Source organism: Kribbella voronezhensis, assembly GCF_004365175.1.
Classification (GTDB): Bacteria; Actinomycetota; Actinomycetes; order Propionibacteriales; family Kribbellaceae; genus Kribbella; species Kribbella voronezhensis.
In genome coordinates this window covers 273,392-293,530 of the sequence record NZ_SOCE01000002.1, presented here as the reverse complement: position 1 = coordinate 293,530, position 20,139 = coordinate 273,392, and the positions used below count along the sequence as shown (strand labels likewise).

General features: G+C 69.0%; 15 protein-coding genes. 9 read left to right on the top strand and 6 right to left on the bottom strand.

Features of this window, described 5'->3' with window-relative positions; genetic code table 11:
* The first annotated feature begins 18 nt into the window (after window positions 1-18).
* The 3 genes from EV138_RS28775 to EV138_RS28765 are packed head-to-tail and all read left to right on the top strand — an operon-like array spanning window position 19 to window position 2,727.
* Window positions 19-834, top strand: coding sequence for a carbohydrate ABC transporter permease (locus tag EV138_RS28775; protein WP_112237870.1), 816 nt, complete (start codon window positions 19-21; stop codon window positions 832-834).
* A gap of 26 nt (window positions 835-860) precedes the next feature.
* On the top strand, window positions 861-1,637 hold the full coding sequence (locus EV138_RS28770; protein WP_133982563.1) for a ThuA domain-containing protein: 777 nt from the start codon (window positions 861-863) through the stop codon (window positions 1,635-1,637).
* Entirely contained in the window at window positions 1,630-2,727 is a 1,098-nt protein-coding gene (locus EV138_RS28765) for a Gfo/Idh/MocA family protein (RefSeq protein WP_133982561.1), read from the top strand. The genes EV138_RS28770 and EV138_RS28765 overlap by 8 nt, the downstream gene beginning before the upstream one ends.
* A gap of 12 nt (window positions 2,728-2,739) precedes the next feature.
* Here EV138_RS28765 and EV138_RS28760 read toward each other — a convergent pair whose 3' ends face one another.
* The 3 genes from EV138_RS28760 to EV138_RS28750 all read right to left on the bottom strand — a co-directional run bounded on the left by EV138_RS28760 (window position 2,740) and on the right by EV138_RS28750 (window position 10,168).
* Window positions 2,740-6,810, bottom strand: a complete 4,071-nt coding sequence (locus EV138_RS28760) for a family 43 glycosylhydrolase (protein WP_133982559.1) — start codon at window positions 6,808-6,810, stop codon at window positions 2,740-2,742.
* Between the two features lie 133 nt (window positions 6,811-6,943).
* Window positions 6,944-8,953: a glycoside hydrolase family 6 protein gene (locus EV138_RS28755; RefSeq protein WP_133982557.1), complete on the bottom strand. Its 2,010-nt coding sequence runs from the start codon at window positions 8,951-8,953 to the stop codon at window positions 6,944-6,946.
* Window positions 8,954-9,124: 171 nt separating this feature from the next.
* Complete coding sequence (locus tag EV138_RS28750) at window positions 9,125-10,168, bottom strand: LacI family DNA-binding transcriptional regulator (protein WP_133982555.1); 1,044 nt, start codon at window positions 10,166-10,168, stop codon at window positions 9,125-9,127.
* 69 nt (window positions 10,169-10,237) lie between these two features.
* Here EV138_RS28750 and EV138_RS28745 point away from each other — a divergent pair, with 69 nt between their 5' ends.
* From EV138_RS28745 to EV138_RS28720, 6 genes are all read left to right on the top strand, one after another.
* Window positions 10,238-12,838, top strand: a complete 2,601-nt coding sequence (locus EV138_RS28745; RefSeq protein ID WP_133982553.1) for a substrate-binding domain-containing protein — start codon at window positions 10,238-10,240, stop codon at window positions 12,836-12,838.
* Between the two features lie 78 nt (window positions 12,839-12,916).
* Entirely contained in the window at window positions 12,917-13,402 is a 486-nt protein-coding gene (locus EV138_RS28740; RefSeq protein WP_133982551.1) for a TspO/MBR family protein, read from the top strand.
* Between the two features lie 84 nt (window positions 13,403-13,486).
* Window positions 13,487-14,320: a DUF4397 domain-containing protein gene (locus tag EV138_RS28735; protein ID WP_133982548.1), complete on the top strand. Its 834-nt coding sequence runs from the start codon at window positions 13,487-13,489 to the stop codon at window positions 14,318-14,320.
* Window positions 14,317-14,982 carry a class F sortase gene (locus EV138_RS28730; protein ID WP_133982546.1) on the top strand — a complete coding sequence of 222 codons (666 nt, stop codon included), beginning with the start codon at window positions 14,317-14,319 and terminating at the stop codon, window positions 14,980-14,982. The genes EV138_RS28735 and EV138_RS28730 overlap by 4 nt, the downstream gene beginning before the upstream one ends.
* A 34-nt stretch (window positions 14,983-15,016) precedes the next feature.
* Window positions 15,017-15,580 carry an RNA polymerase sigma factor gene (locus EV138_RS28725; protein WP_238158485.1) on the top strand — a complete coding sequence of 188 codons (564 nt, stop codon included), beginning with the start codon at window positions 15,017-15,019 and terminating at the stop codon, window positions 15,578-15,580.
* The gene (locus tag EV138_RS28720; RefSeq protein WP_133982544.1) at window positions 15,567-16,277 is read left to right on the top strand and encodes an anti-sigma factor; all 711 of its coding nucleotides are present in this window, start codon (window positions 15,567-15,569) and stop codon (window positions 16,275-16,277) included. The genes EV138_RS28725 and EV138_RS28720 overlap by 14 nt, the downstream gene beginning before the upstream one ends.
* 81 nt (window positions 16,278-16,358) lie before the next feature.
* Here EV138_RS28720 and EV138_RS28715 read toward each other — a convergent pair whose 3' ends face one another.
* From EV138_RS28715 to EV138_RS28705, 3 genes are all read right to left on the bottom strand, one after another.
* The gene (locus EV138_RS28715; protein ID WP_133982542.1) at window positions 16,359-17,099 is read right to left on the bottom strand and encodes a DUF4386 domain-containing protein; all 741 of its coding nucleotides are present in this window, start codon (window positions 17,097-17,099) and stop codon (window positions 16,359-16,361) included.
* Between the two features lies 1 nt (window position 17,100).
* The gene (locus EV138_RS28710) at window positions 17,101-17,376 is read right to left on the bottom strand and encodes a DUF8691 family protein (RefSeq protein ID WP_133982540.1); all 276 of its coding nucleotides are present in this window, start codon (window positions 17,374-17,376) and stop codon (window positions 17,101-17,103) included.
* Between the two features lie 71 nt (window positions 17,377-17,447).
* Window positions 17,448-20,090, bottom strand: coding sequence for a winged helix-turn-helix domain-containing protein (locus tag EV138_RS28705; RefSeq protein ID WP_133982538.1), 2,643 nt, complete (start codon window positions 20,088-20,090; stop codon window positions 17,448-17,450).
* Window positions 20,091-20,139 lie beyond the last annotated feature (49 nt).

The window sequence follows — 20,139 nt, the reverse complement described above, 5'->3', positions numbered from 1 at the left end:
GCCGGGAGGAGTACGCCGATGTCCGATTCCGTTGCCCGTCGTGCCGTCTACACGGCGATCGGCGTGCTGATCCTGGCCATGATGCTGTTCCCGGTCTACTGGATGGTGAACGCCTCGCTGCAGCCGTCCGGGAACACCCTCACCGCGGGCTTCCTGCCGCTCGACCCGACGTTCGCCGGCTACCGGCGGGCACTCAGCGAGCAAGGGCACAACCTGGTCACCAGCGTGATCATCGCGACCGGCACGGTCGTGCTGTGCCTGCTGATCTCCGCGCCGTGCGCGTATGCGCTGTCGCAGTTCCGGTCCCGCTGGGTGAGCATCGGGCTGCTGGCGATCCTGGTCTCGCAGATGATCCCGGGCATCGTGATCGCCAACGCGCTCTACACGGCGTACGAGAAGATCGGGTTGCTGAACTCGATTCCCGGGCTGATCCTGGCCAACTGCAGCAGCGGCATCCCGTTCGCGATCCTGATCCTGCGATCGTTCATGCTGTCGCTGCCGGCGTCGCTGGTAGAGGCGGCGCGGGTGGACGGCGCCGGACTGGTCCGGGCGTTCGTCGCGATCGTGCTGCCGATCAGCAAGAACTCGCTCATCACCGCGGGACTCTTCACCTTCCTGTTCTCCTGGAGTGACTTCCTCTTCGCCCTCACGCTGACCACCAAGGGTGGCGTGCGGCCCGTCACGCTGGGGATCTACCAGTACCTCGGCACCCAGGTCCAGAACTGGAACGCGGTGATGGCGACCGCTGTGCTGTCGGCGATCCCGGCCATCGTGCTGCTGATCGCCGCCCAGAAATACATCGCCGCCGGCGCCCTCGGTGGCGCCGTCAAATGACCCTCGACAACCAAGGACGAACACTGATGACGATTCGGGTACTCGTATGGGGCGAGAACCGGCACGAGCAGGTCGAGCCGCACGTCGCCGAGATCTACCCCGACGGTATGCACGCGACCATCGCCGCCGGGATCAGCGACAACCTCGGCGCCGATGCGTCGGTCAGTACGACGACGCTCGACGAACCCGAGCACGGCCTGACCGAGGAGGTGCTGGCCAGGACCGACGTACTGGTCTGGTGGGGCCACGCCGCGCACGGCGAGGTCGACGACGCGGTCGTCGACCGGGTCTACCAGCACGTGCTGTCCGGGATGGGCCTGGTCGTGCTGCACTCCGGCCACTGGTCGAAGATCTTCGGCAAGCTGATGGGCACCAGTTGCACGCTGCGCTGGCGCAGTGAGCAGGACCGTGAGCTGGTCTGGACGGTCGATCCCACCCACCCGATCGCGCAGGGCGTGCCGCACCCGATCGTGATCGAGCAGCAGGAGATGTACGGCGAGTTCTTCGACATCCCGGTGCCGGACGAACTCGTCTTCGTCTCCTCGTTCAGCGGCGGCGAGGTGTTCCGCTCCGGCTGCACCTTCCGGCGCGGCCACGGCCGGATCTTCTACTTCTCCCCCGGCGATCAGGACTACCCGGTCTACCACCACAAGGACATCCGCAAGGTGATCGCCAACGGGGTCGCCTGGGCCAACAGCGACCGGCCCGAGCGGGCGCTGCCGACCCTGCTGCGATACGAGACCGGCGACTTCTTCAACGGCCACGGCTACAACGGCCCGATCGAGGAGCCTGCCGATGCCTGAACCGCTGCGCCTGCTCCAGGTCGGTGCCGGCGGCATGGGCCGCGCCTGGCTGGGCGCGATCGCGGCGAACCCGGACGTGGTCCTGGTCGGGCTGATCGACCTCGACGTACCGCTGGCGCGGGCGGCCGCCGACGAGCACGGGTACGGCGAGGTACCGGTGGCCGCGTCGCTGGCGGAGTTGGCACCGCAGACGGGTGCCGAGGCAGTCATCGACGTGACCGTGCCGGGTGCGCATCCCACCGTCAGTGTGGATGCGCTGCTGCGGGGATTGCCGGTGCTCTGCGAGAAGCCGTTGGCCGAGACGGTTCGCGAGGGACTGGCGATGGTGGCGGCCTCGGAGGTCAGCGGGAAGCTGCTGATGGTGTCGCAGTCACGTCGCTACTTCCGGGCCGGTTCCGCGTTCGGCCGGCAGCTCGCCGAGCTCGGCCGGATCGGCTCGCTGTTCTGCGAGTTCTTCAAGGCACCGCATTTCGGCGGCTTCCGCGAGCGGATGGCCGAGCCGCTGCTGGTCGACATGGCGATCCACCAGTTCGACCTGGCCCGCAAGCTGATCGGCTCCGAGCCGGTCTCGGTGTACTGCGAGTCGTACAACCCGGACTGGAGCTGGTTCGACGGCAACGCGGCGGCGTCGGCGATCTTCCGGTTCGCCGACGGCACCCGCTTCTCCTACACGGGAAGCTGGTGCGCTCCCGGCCTGGAGACCTCGTGGAACGGCCGCTGGCGGGCGAGCGCCGCCGGCGGTACGGCGAGCTGGGACGGCGACGGCGTACCGGTGGCCGAACTCGCGTCGGGGCAGGCACTGGCCGCTGACGTCGGCGACGAACCCGAGGAGATCAACGGGTCGCTGGTCGAGTTCGTGGCCGCGGTCCGGGAGTCGGCGATCCCCCAGACCGAGGCGCACTCCAACGTCGTCAGCATCGCGATGGTGGAAGCGGCCGTGCGGTCCGCAACCCTCGGTACGCCGGTGGCCATCGCCGACGTCATCTCCGCTGCCCATGCCGAGGCCGTGGCCGGCGTCCAGGACCCCACCCTGAACGCTGCCCTGCGAGCATGGCCCGATGTCCTGAAGGTGGTCGGCCTGACCAACTGATGCCTAGGGCAACTAACGGATCACGGCAGTGGCTGCCGAGAGAGCAGTCGCGGGCGCGGCACCCCGGCGTACGGCGGTCACCTGGACTGCGAGCCGGTGACCGACGTCGGCCTGGCTGAGCTGGTACTGCTTGGTGGTTGCCCCCGGCACCCACTTGCCGTCCCGGAGCCACTGGTACTCGAAGGACAGACCGGTCTGGTTCCACGCGCCGGGTGTGCCCGTGAGGGCATACCCGGCGACCGTTTTGCCTTGTACTGCGGGCGCCTTCACCACCTTCGGCGCCGGCGTCAGCGGGACCACAGGATTCACACTGGTGAGCGTCGGCACCACCTTCGGGATCGTTCCATCGGCGGCGAAGTAGAGCCGGTCGATCGTGGTCTCGCGATGCTGACCGTCGCCGCCCGGCATCCCGAAGCGGTGATAGGCGATGTACCAGTCGTCCGTGCCCGGGACCTGGATGATCGAGTGGTGCCCGGTCGCGAGGATGCCTTGGGCAGGATCCTTCTCCAGGATGACGCCGCGGTAGGTCCACGGTCCGTCGACGCTCTTGGCCGTGGCGTAGCCCACTCGGTAGTTCGGCGAACCGGTGTCGTCGATCGAGTACGTCAGGTGGTACGTCCCGTTGCGGTAGTTGACGAAAGACCCCTCGCGGAAACCGGTCAGGCCGCTGATCGGCTTCAGGGTCTCCGGCTTGATGGCCAGCATGTCGTCGGTCAGCTCGGCGTACACCGGCGATCCGTTGCCCCAGAAGAGGTAGTACCGCCCGGTCACCGGATCCTGGAACGTGGCCGGGTCGATCGCCTGACCGGAGGTGACCGCTTCGTTGTTGAGGATCATCGCCGTCGGCTGCGCGGTGAACGGGCCCTCCGGACTGTCGGCCATCGCGACGCCGATCGTCTTGCGGTTGTACGTCGGGTTGTGCCCGGAGAAGTAGAAGTAGTACTTGCCGCCGCGCTCGATGACGGTCGGCGCCCACGCGTTGCCGCTCGCCCACGGCACGTTCCCGTTCGCGCCGTCGAGAGTCAGGATCGGTTTCTCCGACCGCTGCCAGTCCACCAGGTTCTTCGACTTCCAGACGTAGAAGTCCTTGCCGCCCCAGCCAGCGTACCCGTCGGTCGTCACGTAGAGGTAGTAGGTGTCGCCGAAGCGGGCGATGTTCGGGTCCGCGTTGTAGCCGGGCAACACCGGTGAGCGCATCACGACGGCCTTGACCGTCCAGGCCCGCGTGGTTCCGTCCTGGGCTGTCACGGTGAAGGTCTTCGGCGTCGACAGGTCGACCGGACCGGTCGGCGAGATCGTCGAGGTGGACACCACCTTCAGGACCGGCGCCAGGGTGGTGAGATCGGTGCCGGGGGCAACAGGTAGCGTGACGGTCGACGAGGCGTCGTCGATGATCGCCGGCACCTTCAGACCAGCCAGGTCGACACCGATGACGGCGCGCGGATCCGCGTCCTGGTCGCTGACCTCAGCGGCCGACAAGGCCCGGTTGTAGAGGCGGAAGTCGCGCACCTTGCCCTTGAGATACTTGTCCGAGGTGTAGACCGAGCGCCCGAGGTAGTTGGCCGTCGTCCGGCCGCCGCCGATGTCGCCGGGAGCGATGGTGACACCGGTCTTCTGCCCGACCTGGACACCGTCGAGATAGATCGTGGCGACGCCGTCAGGGGTGAGCGTGTAGGTGAGCGCCTTCCAGGCACCACGCAGTACGGCGTTCGCCGCCGACGCGGTCTGCTCGGTCGACCAGTTGCCGGTGGCAATCGACGTACGGTAGCCGTCCCCGGTCGTGAAGAGATAGCCGTTGCCGACATCGCTCGCGGTGTTGCCCAGTCCCCAGATGAAGTACGGCGTCTGCTGGCCGGCGTCGATCCAGACCTTGGTCGAGACGGTGATCGCGTCGAGACCGGCCATCAGGTTGTCGGGCAGCTTCACGTGACCGTTGGTACCGCCGAGCGTGAGCGCGCCGTCGGCCCAGGACGTGTCCCCCGCGACCACACCGTCGTACCCGTGGCCGGTCACGTCAGTCGCCGTGGTGCCGCTGGTCTGGTTCAACGGGTAGTGCGCGACCAGGCCGTTCGCGTCGGCCTTCACCGGGTCGGGGAGCACCAGGCCGTCGCGCAGCCGGTCGAGTTCGGCTTGCGTCACCGGAAGCACGGTGCCGTGGCGTGGGCTGGCCGGCAGCGAGTACGCCGGTGGCACCTTCCAGTTCGGCGCCTCCAGCTCGTCGGTGCCGAGCGGGATGTACCCGCGGCCGCCGTACTCGTCCACGAACAGGTAGTACTTGGAGCCCGAGGTGTCGCCCGGGTTGGCCTTGAAGACGGTCGGCCCTTCGACCGCCGACGTCCCCGCGTCCCGGCCGATGCACGAGTCCTGCATGGCCCACGACGGGTTGCCGGGCAGGTCGACGGCGGTCAGCGACAGCGACTTCTCCTGGATGATGTCCGAGCAGCCGGTGCCGCCACCACCCTCGTCCTTGGTGAACCGGTAGTACGCGCCGTTGTCCCTGATCACCGTCGAGTCGATGCGGGACTCGCCGCGGTCCTGCCAGATCTTCGGTGCGCTGAAGGTCCGGAAGTCGCGGGTCGTTGCGTAGAGCATCCGGTTGTACGTCGAACCCGTGTGCCCGGGATCGTCCGCGGCGTACAGCTTCGACGCCCAGAAGACGACGTACGACTGGAGTTCCTGATCCCAGTAGGCCTCCGGCGCCCAGGTGTTGCCGGCCGTCTCGGGTGAGACCAGGACGTGTCGCTGCTCCGACCAGGTCACCAGGTCGGTGGACTCCCAGACCTCCAGATAGCGGCTGCCCTGGCGCTGCGCGGTATCCCAGTCACCGTTGCGGCCGATGGACAGGTCGGTCGCGATCAGGAAGAACCGGTCGCCCTCGGGCGAGCGGATCAAGAAAGGATCGCGCAGACCGAGAGTGCCTTTGGTGGACTCGAGCACGGGCCGGCCGTTGTTCAGTTCGTCCCACTTGAGCGCGGTGTTGCCGCGGCTGGCGGCGAAGTAGATCTTCTCCCCCGCGATGGAGTTGCCGGTGAAATAGCTGAACGCGTACCCGGCGTACGGTGCGGCCGCTTTCAGCTCGCGGACCGTGAGGACGATCTGCCGCGTGGCGGTGGCCGTTCCGACTGTGATTGTCGCCGTCAGCGTGACCTGCGCGTCACCGGCTCCGTTCGCCGGCCGGTGGACGACACCATCGCCACCGGCCACGGCGGGAGCCGAGGAGGCCCAGGTGACCGAGGCGCCGTACTCGCCGGTCGTCGGCAGCGTCAGATTGCCGCGAACGTCATCGGCGTGGACGACGGAGAGTGCTGCGGCTGCGCCGTCGGCCTTCGACTGGTCGGTCAGGGAGATCATCGCGACCTCGTCGGCGTCGAGCGCGCGGTTGTAGACACGGAAGTTGCGGACCTTGCCCTTCAGGGTGTGATCGGCGGCGTAGTTCGACTTGCCCAGCAGGTTGTTCGTGGTCGCGCCTCCGCCGATCTGACTCGGCAGCACGCTGACCGCGGTGTTCCGGCCGACCTCGACGCCGTCCTCGTACAGCGTGCCGGTGGTCCCGGTCTGGGTATAGGTCACCGTCTTCCAGATACCGCGCGTGAGGTCGCCGGCCGGTGTCTTGGCGGTGACCTTCTCCGCCGACCAGTTGGTCGTCGTGATCCCGGCCCGGAAGCTGCTGCCGCTGGCAAAGAGATAGCCGTTGCCGGAACTCGACGACGCGGTATTGCCGAGGCCCCAGAGGAAGAACGGCGTGGCCTGATCGGTCGCGACGAAGACATCCGTCGACACAGTGATCGAGTTCAGCCCGCTCATCAGGTTGTCCGGCAGTTTCACGTAGCCGTCCCTGCCGTTGAGGGCGAGATCCGAGCCACTCCAGGTGCCACCGCCGACAAGGGTTCCGTCGCGACCGTTGCCGGAGCTGTCGGTCACGGCGGTGCCGGAGGTCTGGGTGAGGTCGTAGCGCAGTACTAGGCCGGCAGTCACATCCTCCGCCGCCGCGCCGAGCGCGGTCGCGGGCGGCAGGAGTTGCCCGCCGAGCAGGGCGAAGGCTGCGGTGGCAACCCAGAGTGACGAGCGCGTGCGGAGCTGCATGGAGGCCTCACCCTTGTGTTAACGCTAACAGTGCGCCGTACTTTGGCCGAGAGCACGTCGTCATGTCAAGACCTGGGTAGGCGGTGGGTGTCTCACCAGGCCACTCCACCGCCTACCCGGTCCGTTCGAAGGATCAGCCGATCGAGCAGGACTGCCCGTTGACCGCGAAGGCCGTCGGAGCGTTGTTGGTGCCCGTGTGCGCAGCGTTGAACCCGATGTCGACCGAAGCACCCGGCGCGATCGTCGCGTTCCACGACCCGACGACGGGGGCCGCGGTGACCGTCGTACCGGACTGGCTCCAGGTGGCGTTCCAGCCCTGCTGCAGGGTCTGGCCGTTGGCGAAGTCGAACACCAGCCGCCAGTTGGCCAGCGGCGCCGACCCGGTGTTGGTCAGCTTGACCGTTCCGGTGAAGCCCGTGTTCCAGGTGTTCGCGGAGTAGTTCACCCGGCAGGCGCCCGGCGGGGTCGTCGACCCGGTCGTCGTGGTGACGGCCAGCGTGGTCGACGCGGCAGAAACGTTGCCTGCGGCATCTTTCGCCCGGACGGTGAACGAGTACGCCGTACTCGCGGTGAGCCCGGTCGCGGTGAAGCTCGTCGTGGCCGAACTGCCCGCCAGGGTGGTGCCGCGATAGATGTCGTACCCCGCCACGCCGACGTTGTCGGTCGAGGCGGTCCAGGCGAGCGCGACGGACGTGTCGCCGACCGTCGTCGTCCGCAGGCCGGTCGGGACGGAAGGTGCGGTCTGGTCCGACGAACTGCCGCCACCGATGGCCGGGTAGGCGTTGCGGACCAGTTCGTTGAACTGCGACTCGAACCAGCGGCCGGCCAGCGGGGCGCCCGGCGAGGCGCCGGTGAGCTGGTTGCCGAGCTTGGGCGAGACGAAGGTCGGGTCGCACATCCGGTCGAACCGCTTGCCCTCGTCGTTCGGGATGTCGGTCGACGCACCGTCGGACTCACCCGGCGGCTTGATCCAGACGAAGGCGTCCAGGTGCGAGCCGGGATAGCCGGACGGCGTCGACCGCGGGCGTTCGCCGATCCCGGCGCCGAGCGGGTTGCACCAGGCGCCCCGGTGGTTGCGCCGGTCCACCCGCGACTGGTCGACATAGGTGTTGAGGTCCGTGCTGGTCGACGTGGCCGTCGGCCGCGCGGCACCACCCCAGCCGTTGCGGGAGGTGTCGATCAGCATGCCGGTACTGGCCGGGAAGCCCTCCGCGATCAACAGGTTGTACAGATGCGCGGTCCAGTCGATCTCGTCGAAGTCGAAGTTCCACTCGTAGAACTTGGCCGACCGGATCGGGTTGCCGTTCAGGGTCAGCGACGAGTTGGGCAGGTACGGCTCCTCCAGCGGCGTGGTGTTCGCCGTGTTGGTGACGAAGCCGTCGATCGACGCGAAGCCGGCTTGTGTCGTCCGGGCGACATCGGCGAACAGCTTGGCCGCGGGACCGGCGTTGCTGTCCCAGCCCAGCCAGCCCGAGTGGGCCGCGTCGATGTAGTTGTAGACGTTCGGAATCGCGTGCAGCTTGTCGAGGGCGTACTTGACGCCGTCGCGGTAGAACGGCGCGGCCGTCTGGCATTCGGGCTGCGAACTGTTCGTGATCAGGTTCGGTAGCGAGTCGGGCTCGATCGTCGCCGCGATCCGCAGGCCGGCGTACTTCGAGTCCGCCAGAATGCTCGCGATCGCGTCGATGTACTCGCTCTTGTAGCGGGCCAGTCCGGCGGCGGTCGCGGGCAGTTCGCCGTTCGAGGCGAGCGCGTAGCAGTCGCGGCCGGGCAGGTCGTAGATGACGAGGTTGACGACGAGCGGCGTACCGGATTGCTTCTGCAGCAGGGCCCGGTCCAGGTGGAAGCGCAGTCCGTTGCCGTCGGCGTTACCGGTGATGGCGCTGATCCGGTCCATCCAGACCGCGGTCGGCTGCGTCTCGACCTGGCGCATCTTGGCCGCGAGCGCCGGGTCGGAGGCACGCGTGGCGGCGCCTTCGACGGTAGCGGCCCAGGTCGGGTTCACGTACTGCGTGGCGCCGGCGTACGGGTTGTCGACATGCGCCTCGGCCGCACTGGCACTCGGGGCGATGAGCGGCAGGGCGACGAGGGCGGTGGCCACTGCCGTGCTTGCGGCCAACAGCCGCTTGGGGATTTTGGACACGCGGTCCTCCAGGGATCAGTCCGGCGTACCGGTCCGGGCGTGAAGCGGTACGAGCCGCTGCGGACACCGGCGGCTGAGCCGAACCTCACATGCGCCCGGCCGCCGCCGGGATGGGGCGAAACGTTTAAGCCGGTGGCGCGTTACGCCATCGTGATCCGCAGTTTTCGCGGCTCAGCGGGCGCGCGGCCCGGTGCTGCCGCGGACCGCGATGCCACCGAAGGAGACGACGCGATCGGCTGCCGCTCCCCCGTCGAGCAAAGCCAGCACGGTTTCACCGACAGCGGTGCCCAACGCCGGGAGCGGGAGCGGCAGCGCGGTGATCGACGGGGTGGCGAGTCGGCAGAGCGCCGAGTCACCGGCGGCGAGAATCGACACGTCCCAAGGGACTTCGAGCTCGAGCCGCCGGGCCACATCGAGCGCCGCGGTCGCCATCTGGTCCGAGTCGTACACGATGAAGGACGGCGGCCGCGGGCCGGTGAGCAGCCGCCGGGTCGCCGCGGCCGCCTCCTCGGCGCCGGCGTTCGTCTCGACGTGCGTCACCGTTCCACGAACGTCCGCCAGGGCCCGCGCCAAGACGTCCGTCCGCAGCTTGGTGCGATGCAGGGTGGCCGAGGCCGTCACCGCGGCGACCTCGCGATGTCCCAACCCCACAAGGTAATTCGCGACCCGGGCGAACGCTTCCGCCTCGTCGAGCGCGACCGACGTCAGTCCGCGCGCCACCTCGGGCGGCCCGAGTACGACGGCCGGGACGCGTAACTGCCGCAGCGCTTCGACCCGGGGATCCGACGTCAGTACGTCGGTCACGATCATCACGTCGGCCCGGCGCTCGGCCCACCACTTCTGGTACGTCGCGACGGCCGCCTCGGTGGAGTCCACGACTTGCAACAGCAGCGCATAGTCGTGATCGGCAAGGACATTCTGGGTGGCGGTGACGAAGTCGAAGAACGAGGTGGCATGCGTCCCGCCGCCGTCGCTGCTGACGACCAGCCCGACCGCGCGCGGCCCGGTGTGCATCGAACGCGCCGCCGCACTCGGCCGCCAGCGGTACTCCGCGGCGATGCGCAACACCCGTTCGCGGGTCGCCGCCGAAACCCCCGGCCGTCCGTTGAACGCGTACGACACAACGGCGATCGAGACACCCGCCGCCCGCGCGACATCGGTGATCGTGGCACGGCGCGCGGGCGACCCGGGACTGTCAGCGGACGGTGTGCGCACAATGACCTAGTGTGTCGCCCGCTGCCCGAATGCGCATCGGCTCGGCACCGATGACGTGTGAGGAGTGGCATGCGGCAACGATCGGCGAACGCGGGTGGACGCCACACGATCGGCATCCTCTCGCCGGTCGTGGGCGGCTTCTACTTCGGTGCCCTGATCGCCGGCGCGTCGCGGGCCGCGCGCGATGCCGGTCACCGCGTCGTCGCGGTACAGACCTATCCGTCGGGGCTCGATCGGGAGCGCTATCCCGACGAGCCGTTGCTCGAGGTTCCGGTCGCACTCGACGCCGTGGACGGCATCATCGTGGTCGTGAAGGCCGTTCGGCACGACCGGCTTGCGGCCGCGCAGGAATGGGGACGTCCGGTCGTCCTGATCAGCGAGGAGCAGACCGAGCTGCAGGCGCCCGTCGTCGTACCGGACAACGCGGGCGGCGTACGGGCCGCTGTCCGGCACCTGCTCGACCACGGCCACACGCGGATCGGGTTCGCCGGTAGTCCTTCGCAGCGCGATATCCGCGAACGCTACGAGGCCTACCGCTCGACGCTCGCCGAGCAAGGGATCGAAGCCCGGCCCGAGTGGTTTCACGAGACCGCGGACAATCACGAGCAGGCAGGCGAGGACGCAGCGGCACGCTTTCTCGCGGCCGGCGCACCGACGACCGCGACGATCGCCGCCACCGATCGCAACGCCATCGGTTTCCTCCGGGCGTTGCGGTCCAGCGGTCTGGTGCTGCCGCGGGATCACGCGGTGATCGGGTTCGACCACATCGAGAGCGGGGCCCGGTTGATGCCGCGGCTCTCGACCGTCGACCCGCACTACGACCGGGTGGGCAGCCTCGCGGTGGAGCTCCTGCTCGCCCGGTTACGAGGCGCATCGGTGGCCGACGGCGTACACCGTGCGGCAGCAACGCTCGTACTCCGTGAGTCCTGCGGCTGCCCCGGATCGACAGCCACTGTGGGCGATTCTCCGGTTGCTTCCGGCCGGCCGGCCGCTGTGACTTTGCTGGAGCGGCTGGCCGATACCGGCTTCGGTGCGCCTTCGGTCGGGACGGCGCATCGGACCGGCGATGACGAGGACCGGGCGAACTGGCTGCGGGCGATCGTCGACCCGCTGACCGCCGCCGCCGAACGGGGAACGGCGCCGACCGCGAGATCGCTCGGCCTGCTCGCCGATCTCACCGCGGCCCGGCGACCGCACCCGGAAACCCTGGAGCAGTTGATCGCCGCCGTCCGCGACCTCGAGCGCGAACTCGCCGCCACCCGGCCGGCCGCGGTGTCTCACGCGGGTACCGAACTCCTGCTGGCGTTGACGAAAGGCTGCACCCGGCCGATGCTCGCGCGCAGCGGCTACCTGGAACGGACGATCGCCGATCAGTACGAGCTCGACATGGACCTGCTGCGCGGCAACGGCCCGAGCCCGCGCACGCTGACCTGGTTGCCGAGGAGCGGACGCGGCGCCGCCTGCCTCGGGTTGTGGGTCGGCCATTCGCCGGGCGACCGCGAGATCGAGATCGTCGGCGTCGACGACAACTCGGGGGCGCTGTCCCGGTTGATCGGTCTGCGTTCACCGGCGAGCCAGTTCCCGCCGGCAGCGCTGACTCGCGGCGCGACACCGGGCAGCAGCCGTCTCACGCTGGTGCTGCCGGTCACGTTCGGCGGCAGCGACTGGGGACTGCTCGCCATCGACGGCAACGTCGACACCCGGGCGACCAGCGGCCGGGACAAGTACAACCACTGGGCCGCGCTGCTGGCCGTCGCGCTGGACCACGAACGTCTGCTGGCTTCCCTGCGCGATCAGCGCCAGGCGTTGGAGGAGGCCGCCGAACGCGAGCGAGCGCTCGCAGGCACCATCCGCGCCAGCGAGGAACGCTACGCCCTGGCCTCCCTCGCGGCCCAGGACGGCACCTGGGACTGGGACGTCTCGGCCGGCACCGTCTACTACTCGCCCCGCTGGAAACAGATCCTCGGGTACGCCGACCAGGCGATCGGCACCTCGCCGTCGGAGTGGCTCGACCGCGTCCATCCCGACGACCACCAGGATCTGTCGGCCTCGATCGCGGCGCAGCTCGGCGGAGCCCGCACGCCGCTGGAGATCGAGCACCGGGTGCGAACGGCTTCGGGCGACTACCGGTGGATGCTGTGCCGCGCGGTCACGATCCTCGACGACGCCGGCTGCCCGGCCCGGCTCGTCGGCGCGCTCTTCGACATGACCGAACGCAAGGAGCAGGAACTCTCCCTGCGCGAGAACGCCCTGCGCGATCCCGAGACCGGGCTGGTCAACCGGCCTCTCTTTCTCGACCGGCTCGGCGCCGCCATCAAGCGCACCCGCCGCCGCGCCCGCGACTACGACTGCGCGCTCGTCCTGCTGCGCGTCGTCGACCGCTCGGGCGACGACGCCGGCGTACGCCGTGAGGTGGTCCGCCGCCTTCGCCTCGCCCTCCGCGACGGCGACTCGGCCGCCCGGCTGCGCCAGGACGAGTTCGCCGTCCTGCTCGACGACATCGGCGCGACCGGCGACCCCGTCCGCGAACTGCTCGCCACGATCCTGTCCGACCCGGAAACCGACCTCGCCGTCGGCGTACTCCCCACCATCCAGCGCTACAAGGATGCCGACGACGCTCTCCGCGCCGCCGACATCGCTCTCCTCCGCTCCCAGACCCGCAGTAGATAGGCCACAGGTATGCCTTCCGGAGTACCTGGGTACCGCTGGAGAGACTCGCAGGCGACGGTGGTGGAGAGGTGTGACCGGATGACGGCAACGGTTGAGGAGCGGCCTGCGCGCAGGTACGCAGTACTGGCCGGCTTCCTGGCGATCGTTGCGGTCGCGGCACTCCTGGGCGCCGTCGGCGTCCAGGGGACGAGTGATACCTATCGACAGCTGGAACAGCCGGGCTGGGCGCCACCGAGCTGGCTGTTCGGTCCGGTCTGGACGGTCCTGTACGTCGCGATCGCGGTCAGCGGCTGGCTGGTCTGGCGCAAGGTCGGTTGGTCGCGCGAGCTCGTTCCGTACTGGATCCAGCTGATCCTCAACGCCATCTGGACCCCGCTCTTCTTCGGGTCCGGTCTGCGTGGTCCGGCACTGATCGAGATCGTGCTGCTCTGGTTCAGCATCGCCTGGACCGTCCAGGTGTTCCGGCGGATCCGGCCGATTGCCGCTGGTCTACTGCTCCCCTACTGGGCCTGGACGACTTTCGCCACCGCCCTGAACGCCGCCATCTGGTATCTCAACCGCTGATCGGGTGCGAATTCGCGGTCGGGTGCATCCGTTCGGCGCACTCGGGCGGAAGTAGAGGCAAGTGACCATCTCTTGGAGGGTTTCATGTCTCTTCGCCGAATCACCGCACTGACTGCTGCCGGGCTGCTGCTCGCCGGGCTGCCGGCAGGCGTAGCCGCGACCGCACAGGCGGCGCCGACGGCCGACGCCACCGTCTCCGTCCTGCACGCGGTTCCCGGTGCCACCGTCGACGTGTACGCCAACGGCAAGGCCCTGTTGACGAACTTCAAACCGGGGACGCTGACCGACCCGCTCAAGCTGCCCGCCGGCAGCTACGACCTGAAGGTCACCGCCGCGGGTGCCGGCGCGAAAGGAAAGGCCGTCATCCAGGCCGATGACGTCACGGTCCCGGGCGGCGCCAACGTGACCGTCGTCGCGCACCTCGACGCGGCCGGCAAACCGGTCCTGACTCCCTACGTGAACGACGTGTCGAAGCTCGCCGCAGGCAAGGCCCGGCTGACGGTCCGCCACGACGCGGCCGCCCCGGCGGTCGACGTCCGCGCGGGTGGAAAGCCCGCGTTCAAGAGCCTGACCAACCCCAAGGAGGCCAAGGCCGACCTTCCCGCCGGCACGGTCAGCGCCGACGTCGTCCTGGCCGGCACGTCGACCGTCGCGATCGGCCCCGCCGACGTGAATCTCAAGGAAGGCACCAACACGATCGTCTACGCGTGGGGCAGCGCGGCGGACAAGAACCTGAAGCTCGCCGTCCAGACCATCTCCGGCCTCCACCACAACCCGAGCGGCATCCCCGGCGGTACGGGAGGTCAAGCGGCGCAGCTCGACAACGGCTCGCCGGCCCTGGGCCTGGTCGCCCTGCTGGCCGTGTTCGGCCTGGCGGTCGTCGGGACGACGGTTGTCCGGGCACGCGTCCGGTCGTGACGCTTTCTCGTCGCGGTGCGGCCACCCTCGTGGTGGCCGCACTCACCTGTACTGCGTTGGCAGGCCTCACCGCCTGCGGCGACCCGGAAGTCCCCGGCGACCGGCCGTCCACCTCTGTCAGCCGACCGACCGGTCCGCGATCCGCAACACCACCAGCACCACCGAGTTCGCTGGGGACCCACGCCGCGGACCTGCCGACAGTCGCGGCTCCGTCGCCAGTGCCGATCCGGCTGGTGGTGGCCGGGGCGGCACTCACCATGCCGGTGAAATCGGTCGGCGTCGGTGCCGACGGCCAGATGGCCCTGCCTGCCGACCCCAGCACCATCGGCTGGTACCGGTTCGGCCCTGGTCCGGCCGATCGGGCCGGCTCCGTCGTCCTGGGCGGCCACCTGGACAGCCGCGAGTTCGGTGTCGGTCCACTGGCGAGGCTGCGCAAGGTCCGCCCCGGCGACCTGATCGAGATCACGATGACCGACGGGACCGTCGCCGGCTATCGGGTGACCACGGTCAAGGACATCCCCAAACAGAAGCTGGCCGTCGACGACCTGTTCGACCGCGAGGGATCACGCCGCCTGCGGATCGTGACGTGCGGAGGACCGTATGACGCCGACGCCGGCGGATACCGAGACAATCTGGTGGTTACCGCTGTTGCGTCCTCTTGATCTGCCCACGCGGCGGCCGACTACAGTGCGCCCTGTGAGCACCACCGACGCGGGTGATCCCTCGGCGGCCGATATCGCGAAAGGTTTCGCGGACGGCCGTGAGGAGAGCCTGGCGGAGGCCTATCGCCGGTGGTCGGGTCTGGTGTACACCCTGGCGCTGCGGTCGGTGAACGATCGCGGCGACGCCGAGGAGATCACCCAGCAGGTGTTCGTCTCGGCCTGGCGGGGCCGGGCCGGCTTCGACCCGGAGACCGGGACGCTCGGCTCCTGGCTGGTCGGTGTGGCCCGGCACCGGATCGCCGACCATCACGCCGCCCGGACGCGGCATCGACGCAACGTCGAGGCGGTCATCCCCGCGGCGGCCGTCTCGAGCGGCGACGAGGACCGGCTGGTGGACCGCGTCGTCCTGGCCGACGAGCTGGACCGGTTGGACGACCCGCGCAGGACGATCCTCAAGCTCGCCTTCTACGAAGACCAGACGTACTCGCAGATCGCGGAGCAGCTCGATCTACCGTTGGGAACGGTGAAGAGCCACGTACGGCGAGGTCTGCTCTACCTGCGAACCCGACTGAAGGAGGTGACCGGTGACGCATCTTGACGACGAGACGCTGGCGCAATGGGCGCTGGACGACCTCGAACCGAGCCCGGAAGCGACCGGCCACCTGACCACATGCGCGGACTGCCGGGGCAGGTTGGACGAGCTCCGCCACCTTGCCGACCTCAGCCACGACCTCCCTCACCTCGAAGTTCCGCCGCCAGAGGTGTGGGAACGCATCGCAGCGGAGCTCGGCCACGAGGACGGCGCCACGCGTACTGCGGAACCTCTCGCTCAGCAGCCGAGCGCAGTCGTAGTACGGACCAACCGACGCGCGCTGGTGCTCGCGGCGAGCATCGCGGCGATCCTCGGTCTCGGGGCCGGCGTACTGGGCACCCGGCTGATCGACAACTCGAAGGACGTCGCGACGACGCAGGCCGCGATCAAGCTCGAGCCACTCGAAGGCAAGTCCGGCGACGGCACCGCGGACCTGGTCCGGATCGGAACCGGCGCCGAGCTCCGCGTCACCGCCTCAGGTCTGCCGGCCCCCCGCGGGTTCTACGAGGTATGGCTGATCAACCAGGACGGCAAGAGGATGGTCTCGCTCGGTGTCCTGTCCCCCGGCACCGTCGGCACCTACCAGATCCCGGCGGACGCCACCGGGCAGGGTTACCGGATCGTCGACATCTCGCTGGAGCCCGACGACGGCAACCCCGAACACTCCCACGACAGCATCATCCGCGGCACTCTGCCGACCTGAATCACACACTGCACAAGACAAAGGCGGCCCCGCGGGAGCGGGGCCACCTTGTGGTTCGATCGGTGCGGTCGGCACCAGATTTCAGCCGTCGTTGCGGATCCCGAGAGCTGCGACTGCCTGCGGGCGGAAGCCCTTGAAGGTCATCCAGAGGCCGATGGTGAATTCCCAGGCGGCGATCGGCAGGGTCAGGAACAAGGAGGAGGCCGAGACCTGGTCGGTGGCGCCGAAGAGAGCGGCGATGAAAGCGGCGAACAGCAGGGGTGCGCCGATCAGACCGACAGCCGGGATGATCCGGGGAACCAGGCGGGACTTGTAGAGCAGGGTGCCGAACAGCAGGGCGTTGAAGACCGGCATCAGGCCGGGGCCGAACAGGAACGTCCAGTTCCGGACGTCGACGAGGGCGTTGGCCGTCACCGTCAAAGAGGCGGGGTCGGCACCGGCGGGGTGCTGGCGCATCGTGACCACCGCGAGCAGGTTGACCACGCCGATCATGACCACGGCCGCCTCGACCAGGCGCGACGTCACGAAGCCGAGGGCCATCGATCCGTTCTGCCGTTTCACCACCGCGTACACCGCGACCGCGGAACCGACCGCGGTCAGGCCGTTCACGCAGTCGAGCAGGCAGCCCCACAGGATGCGGGTGTCATGGCCCGCGCCGGTGACGTAGGCGGCGTCGTTCAGCACCGGTCCGAGCAGGATGAGTGCCGGGATCGACGAGGCGAAGGTGAGCAGGTAGAAGATGCCCGCGGCACGGGCGTTGTTGCGGGTGGGATCACGTCGTACGGCGGTGGTAGTGGTGACGGCCGGTGCGGTGATGGTCATGTCAGGCTCCTGTGGTGTCGCGGTGATGAGGTGCGTGCGGGACGTCGTCGGTGTGGACCTGGCGGACCGAGACCAGCGGCAGGCCGAGGTCGCGGAGTTGATGCAGCAGTCCGTGCAGGGCTGCCTGGTCGACGATGGGACCGGCGAGCAGGGTGTAGCCGTCGCCGGTGGTCAAGGTCATGCCTGCGAAGCGGGCCGACCATCGGGAGTCGAGGCGACCCTGAATGCGGATCTCGTACCAGCCGGATCCCTCCGGCGTGCTGCCTGCGGTGTCCATGTCCTGCACGCTAGGAGCCGAGGTGGTGAGGGCGGATCACATCATCTGGTGAGCCGGGTGGTGATCCGTTGTCAGAGCAGCCCGAGCTCGGTGGCCTTCGTGATCGCCGTACGCCGGTTGTTGACGCCGAGCTTGGCGTAGATGTTCTTCGTGTGCGTCCGGAAAGTGTTGAGTGAGATGTAGAGCCGGTGCGAGATCTCGGGCCCGTCGAGGTCGGTGGCCAGCAGCCGGAGTACGTCGTACTCGCGCTCGCTCAACTGGCCGGTGAGGCCCTGGCCGACAGGTCGGTGCCCAGGGTCGAGCGCCGCGCGCAGGCGTTGCGGGTAGGCCCACGACGGGTGCTGCCGGATCAGAGCTTCCAGGAGGGTCGCCATTGGTCGCCCCTCGCCGATGAAGACGCGAACGTAGTCTTCCGGTTCGGCCAATCGGAGTGCCTGCTCCAGCGGTGCCGTCGCCTGGTGCGCGAGCGCTTGCACAGTGAGGATCTCGATCAGTGTGCCGAATCGTCCTCCCTGCTCGGCGGCGATCCGGAGGCGATCGAGTAGGCCGTACGCAGTACGGGCGGTGGACTGCTGGTGCAGCAGGATCCGGGCGAGGGTGAGGTGTTCGTACTCGCGGACGTAGGCCAACTCGTCATCCGGGTCGAGGTGCTGGGCCCAGTGGAGAGCCTCGTCGATGTGGCCTTGCGCCAGAAACACTCGCGCACGCTGGGCCGCGATGGGTTGCACGTTCGGCGAGTAGTCACCGACGTACACCTGCTCAGCCTCGTCGAGCAGGGCCACTGCCCCGGACAGGTCTCCCTCGGCCATCCGTAGCCGGGCGCGCGCGACCCGCCATCGGTACGGGAACTGGGGCAGACCGAGGCGCTCTCCCAGCGCGTCGACGCGTTTCAGGTACCCCGCCGAGGCCGCGAGATCGTTGTGCTCGAAGGCGATCTGGCTCAAACCGACGAGCATGTCGGCCGTTCCCCGCAGCGGCCCGTCGACCTCGTGGGCGGCGGCGAGGCGGAGCGCGTCCTGATAGGTGCGCAGGGCGTCACCGAGCCGGCCTTGGGTGATCCGGAGGTCGCCCAAGGTGATCGAGCAGCCGAGGACGTCGGCGATGTTCCCGGCTCGTTCCAGGCCTTTCACGGCCACCGAGTAGCCGCGGTGAGCCGCTTCGAGATCGCCGCTTCCCCACGAGGCAAGGCCTGCGAGTGCCGAGGCGGCCGCGACGGTGAGATCGTCGCCGGGCGCGGCTTTGGCGATCGCCAGGTCGGCGTGGGCAACGGTGCCGGCCGGGTTGTTCGCGACCAGCGCGAGGGCTGCCCGATACGTCTCCATCGCGCCTGGCACCCGCGCCAACTCGCTCTCTTCGAGCACCACCAGGTCCGCCGGCGGAGCGGCCAGTAGTCGTTCGAGATCGTCCAGGCGGTCCTCGACGGTCTCGAAGTCGCCTCTCGACATCAGTGCGCCGATGAGACCCAGCGCGAGAACGGGACGGCGGCGCACCACGTCGTACGGGATGTCGTCCAGCCAGCCTCGGACCGTCGCCTCTTGCCGCTGCCGCAGCAGTTCGATGGCCGAGCGCTCCACGAGGTCGGCTGCCTGCTCGATGTCCCCGGCTGCCAGTGCGTGCCGGACGGCGGGCACCGGCTCGCCGGTCGCGCCGTACCACTGGGCGGCGCTTTGGTGGAGGCCGGCGATCTCGTCCGGTCGCTCCTCGGCCAGGTGCACTCGCAGGACATCGGCGAACAGGTGGTGGTAGCGATACCAGTGGCGGCTGTCGTCGAGACGGACGACGAACAGGTTCGAGCGCTCCAGCGATTCGAGCACGGCCTTGCCGTCGTTGCCGCCGATGACGGCGTCGCAGAGGGAACCGGTGAGCCGGTCGAGGATCGAGGTCTTCAGGAGGAAGGTTCGTACGGCGTCCGGCTGGCGGCTCAGCACCTCCTCGACGAGATAGTCGACGACGTACCGGTCGTCCCCCGCGAAACCCGCGATGAACCCGGCGGCGTCGGCGCGGCCCTGCAGTGACAGGGCAGCCAACTGCAGCGCCGCGATCCAGCCCTCGGTCCGGCCTTCCAGCGTGGCGATCTCGGCGGGGTCGAGGTCAAGGCCGAAGACACCGTTCAGGTACGCCGTGATCTCGTCCACCGTGAAGCGCAGGTCGGCCGCGCGGATCTCCACCAGCTCACCTCGCGCTCGCAGCCGGGCTAGCGGCAGCGCAGGGTCGGCGCGGGTGCTGATCACCAGATGCACGTGCGGAGGAAGGTGTTCGAGCAGGAAGGCGACGTCGGTGGCGATCTGTGGACTGTCGGCGAGGTGATAGTCGTCCAGGACCAGGTCGACGCCGTCGGCCAGGGCCGCGAGCTCGTTGAGCAAAGTGGCGAGGATCGACTTCAGCTGTGGCTGCGGAGCTCGCAGGAGGGGCAGTACGCCGAGGCCGACGCCCGGCGCCGCGTTGTCGAGCGCAGCGACGACGTAGGTCCAGAAAGCCGCGGGCTCCTGCTCGGTGTCCTCCAGCGACACCCACGCGATCCGGCGGCCCGCTGCTGCCGCGCCCCTTGCCCATGCCGCCAGCAGAGTCGTCTTGCCGAACCCTGCCGGCCCGGAGATCAGCGTCAGCCGCGGCTTCGCGCTTCCACCCAGCCGCTCGTCCAGCCGCGGCCGCGCCACGACGACCTGCCGTGCCTGAGGCACGTACAACTTGGTCCCCACCAGCGGACTCGCCATGCCCGCTCCCCCCAACTGCCTTCACATCAGACAGTCCTGACCCTAGAGC

What these genes read in the sequence shown, in the direction of transcription:
- EV138_RS28765 (WP_133982561.1), top strand. Translation starts at nt 1,630, where the DNA reads ATGCCTGAACCGCTGCGCCTGCTCCAGGTCGGTGCCGGCGGCATGGGC.
- EV138_RS28740 (WP_133982551.1), top strand. Translation starts at nt 12,917, where the DNA reads ATGACGGCAACGGTTGAGGAGCGGCCTGCGCGCAGGTACGCAGTACTG.
- EV138_RS28735 (WP_133982548.1), top strand. Translation starts at nt 13,487, where the DNA reads ATGTCTCTTCGCCGAATCACCGCACTGACTGCTGCCGGGCTGCTGCTC.
- EV138_RS28775 (WP_112237870.1), top strand. Translation starts at nt 19, where the DNA reads ATGTCCGATTCCGTTGCCCGTCGTGCCGTCTACACGGCGATCGGCGTG.
- EV138_RS28705 (WP_133982538.1), bottom strand. Translation starts at nt 20,090, where the DNA reads ATGGCGAGTCCGCTGGTGGGGACCAAGTTGTACGTGCCTCAGGCACGG.
- EV138_RS28760 (WP_133982559.1), bottom strand. Translation starts at nt 6,810, where the DNA reads ATGCAGCTCCGCACGCGCTCGTCACTCTGGGTTGCCACCGCAGCCTTC.
- EV138_RS28770 (WP_133982563.1), top strand. Translation starts at nt 861, where the DNA reads ATGACGATTCGGGTACTCGTATGGGGCGAGAACCGGCACGAGCAGGTC.
- EV138_RS28715 (WP_133982542.1), bottom strand. Translation starts at nt 17,099, where the DNA reads ATGACCATCACCGCACCGGCCGTCACCACTACCACCGCCGTACGACGT.
- EV138_RS28710 (WP_133982540.1), bottom strand. Translation starts at nt 17,376, where the DNA reads ATGGACACCGCAGGCAGCACGCCGGAGGGATCCGGCTGGTACGAGATC.
- EV138_RS28745 (WP_133982553.1), top strand. Translation starts at nt 10,238, where the DNA reads ATGCGGCAACGATCGGCGAACGCGGGTGGACGCCACACGATCGGCATC.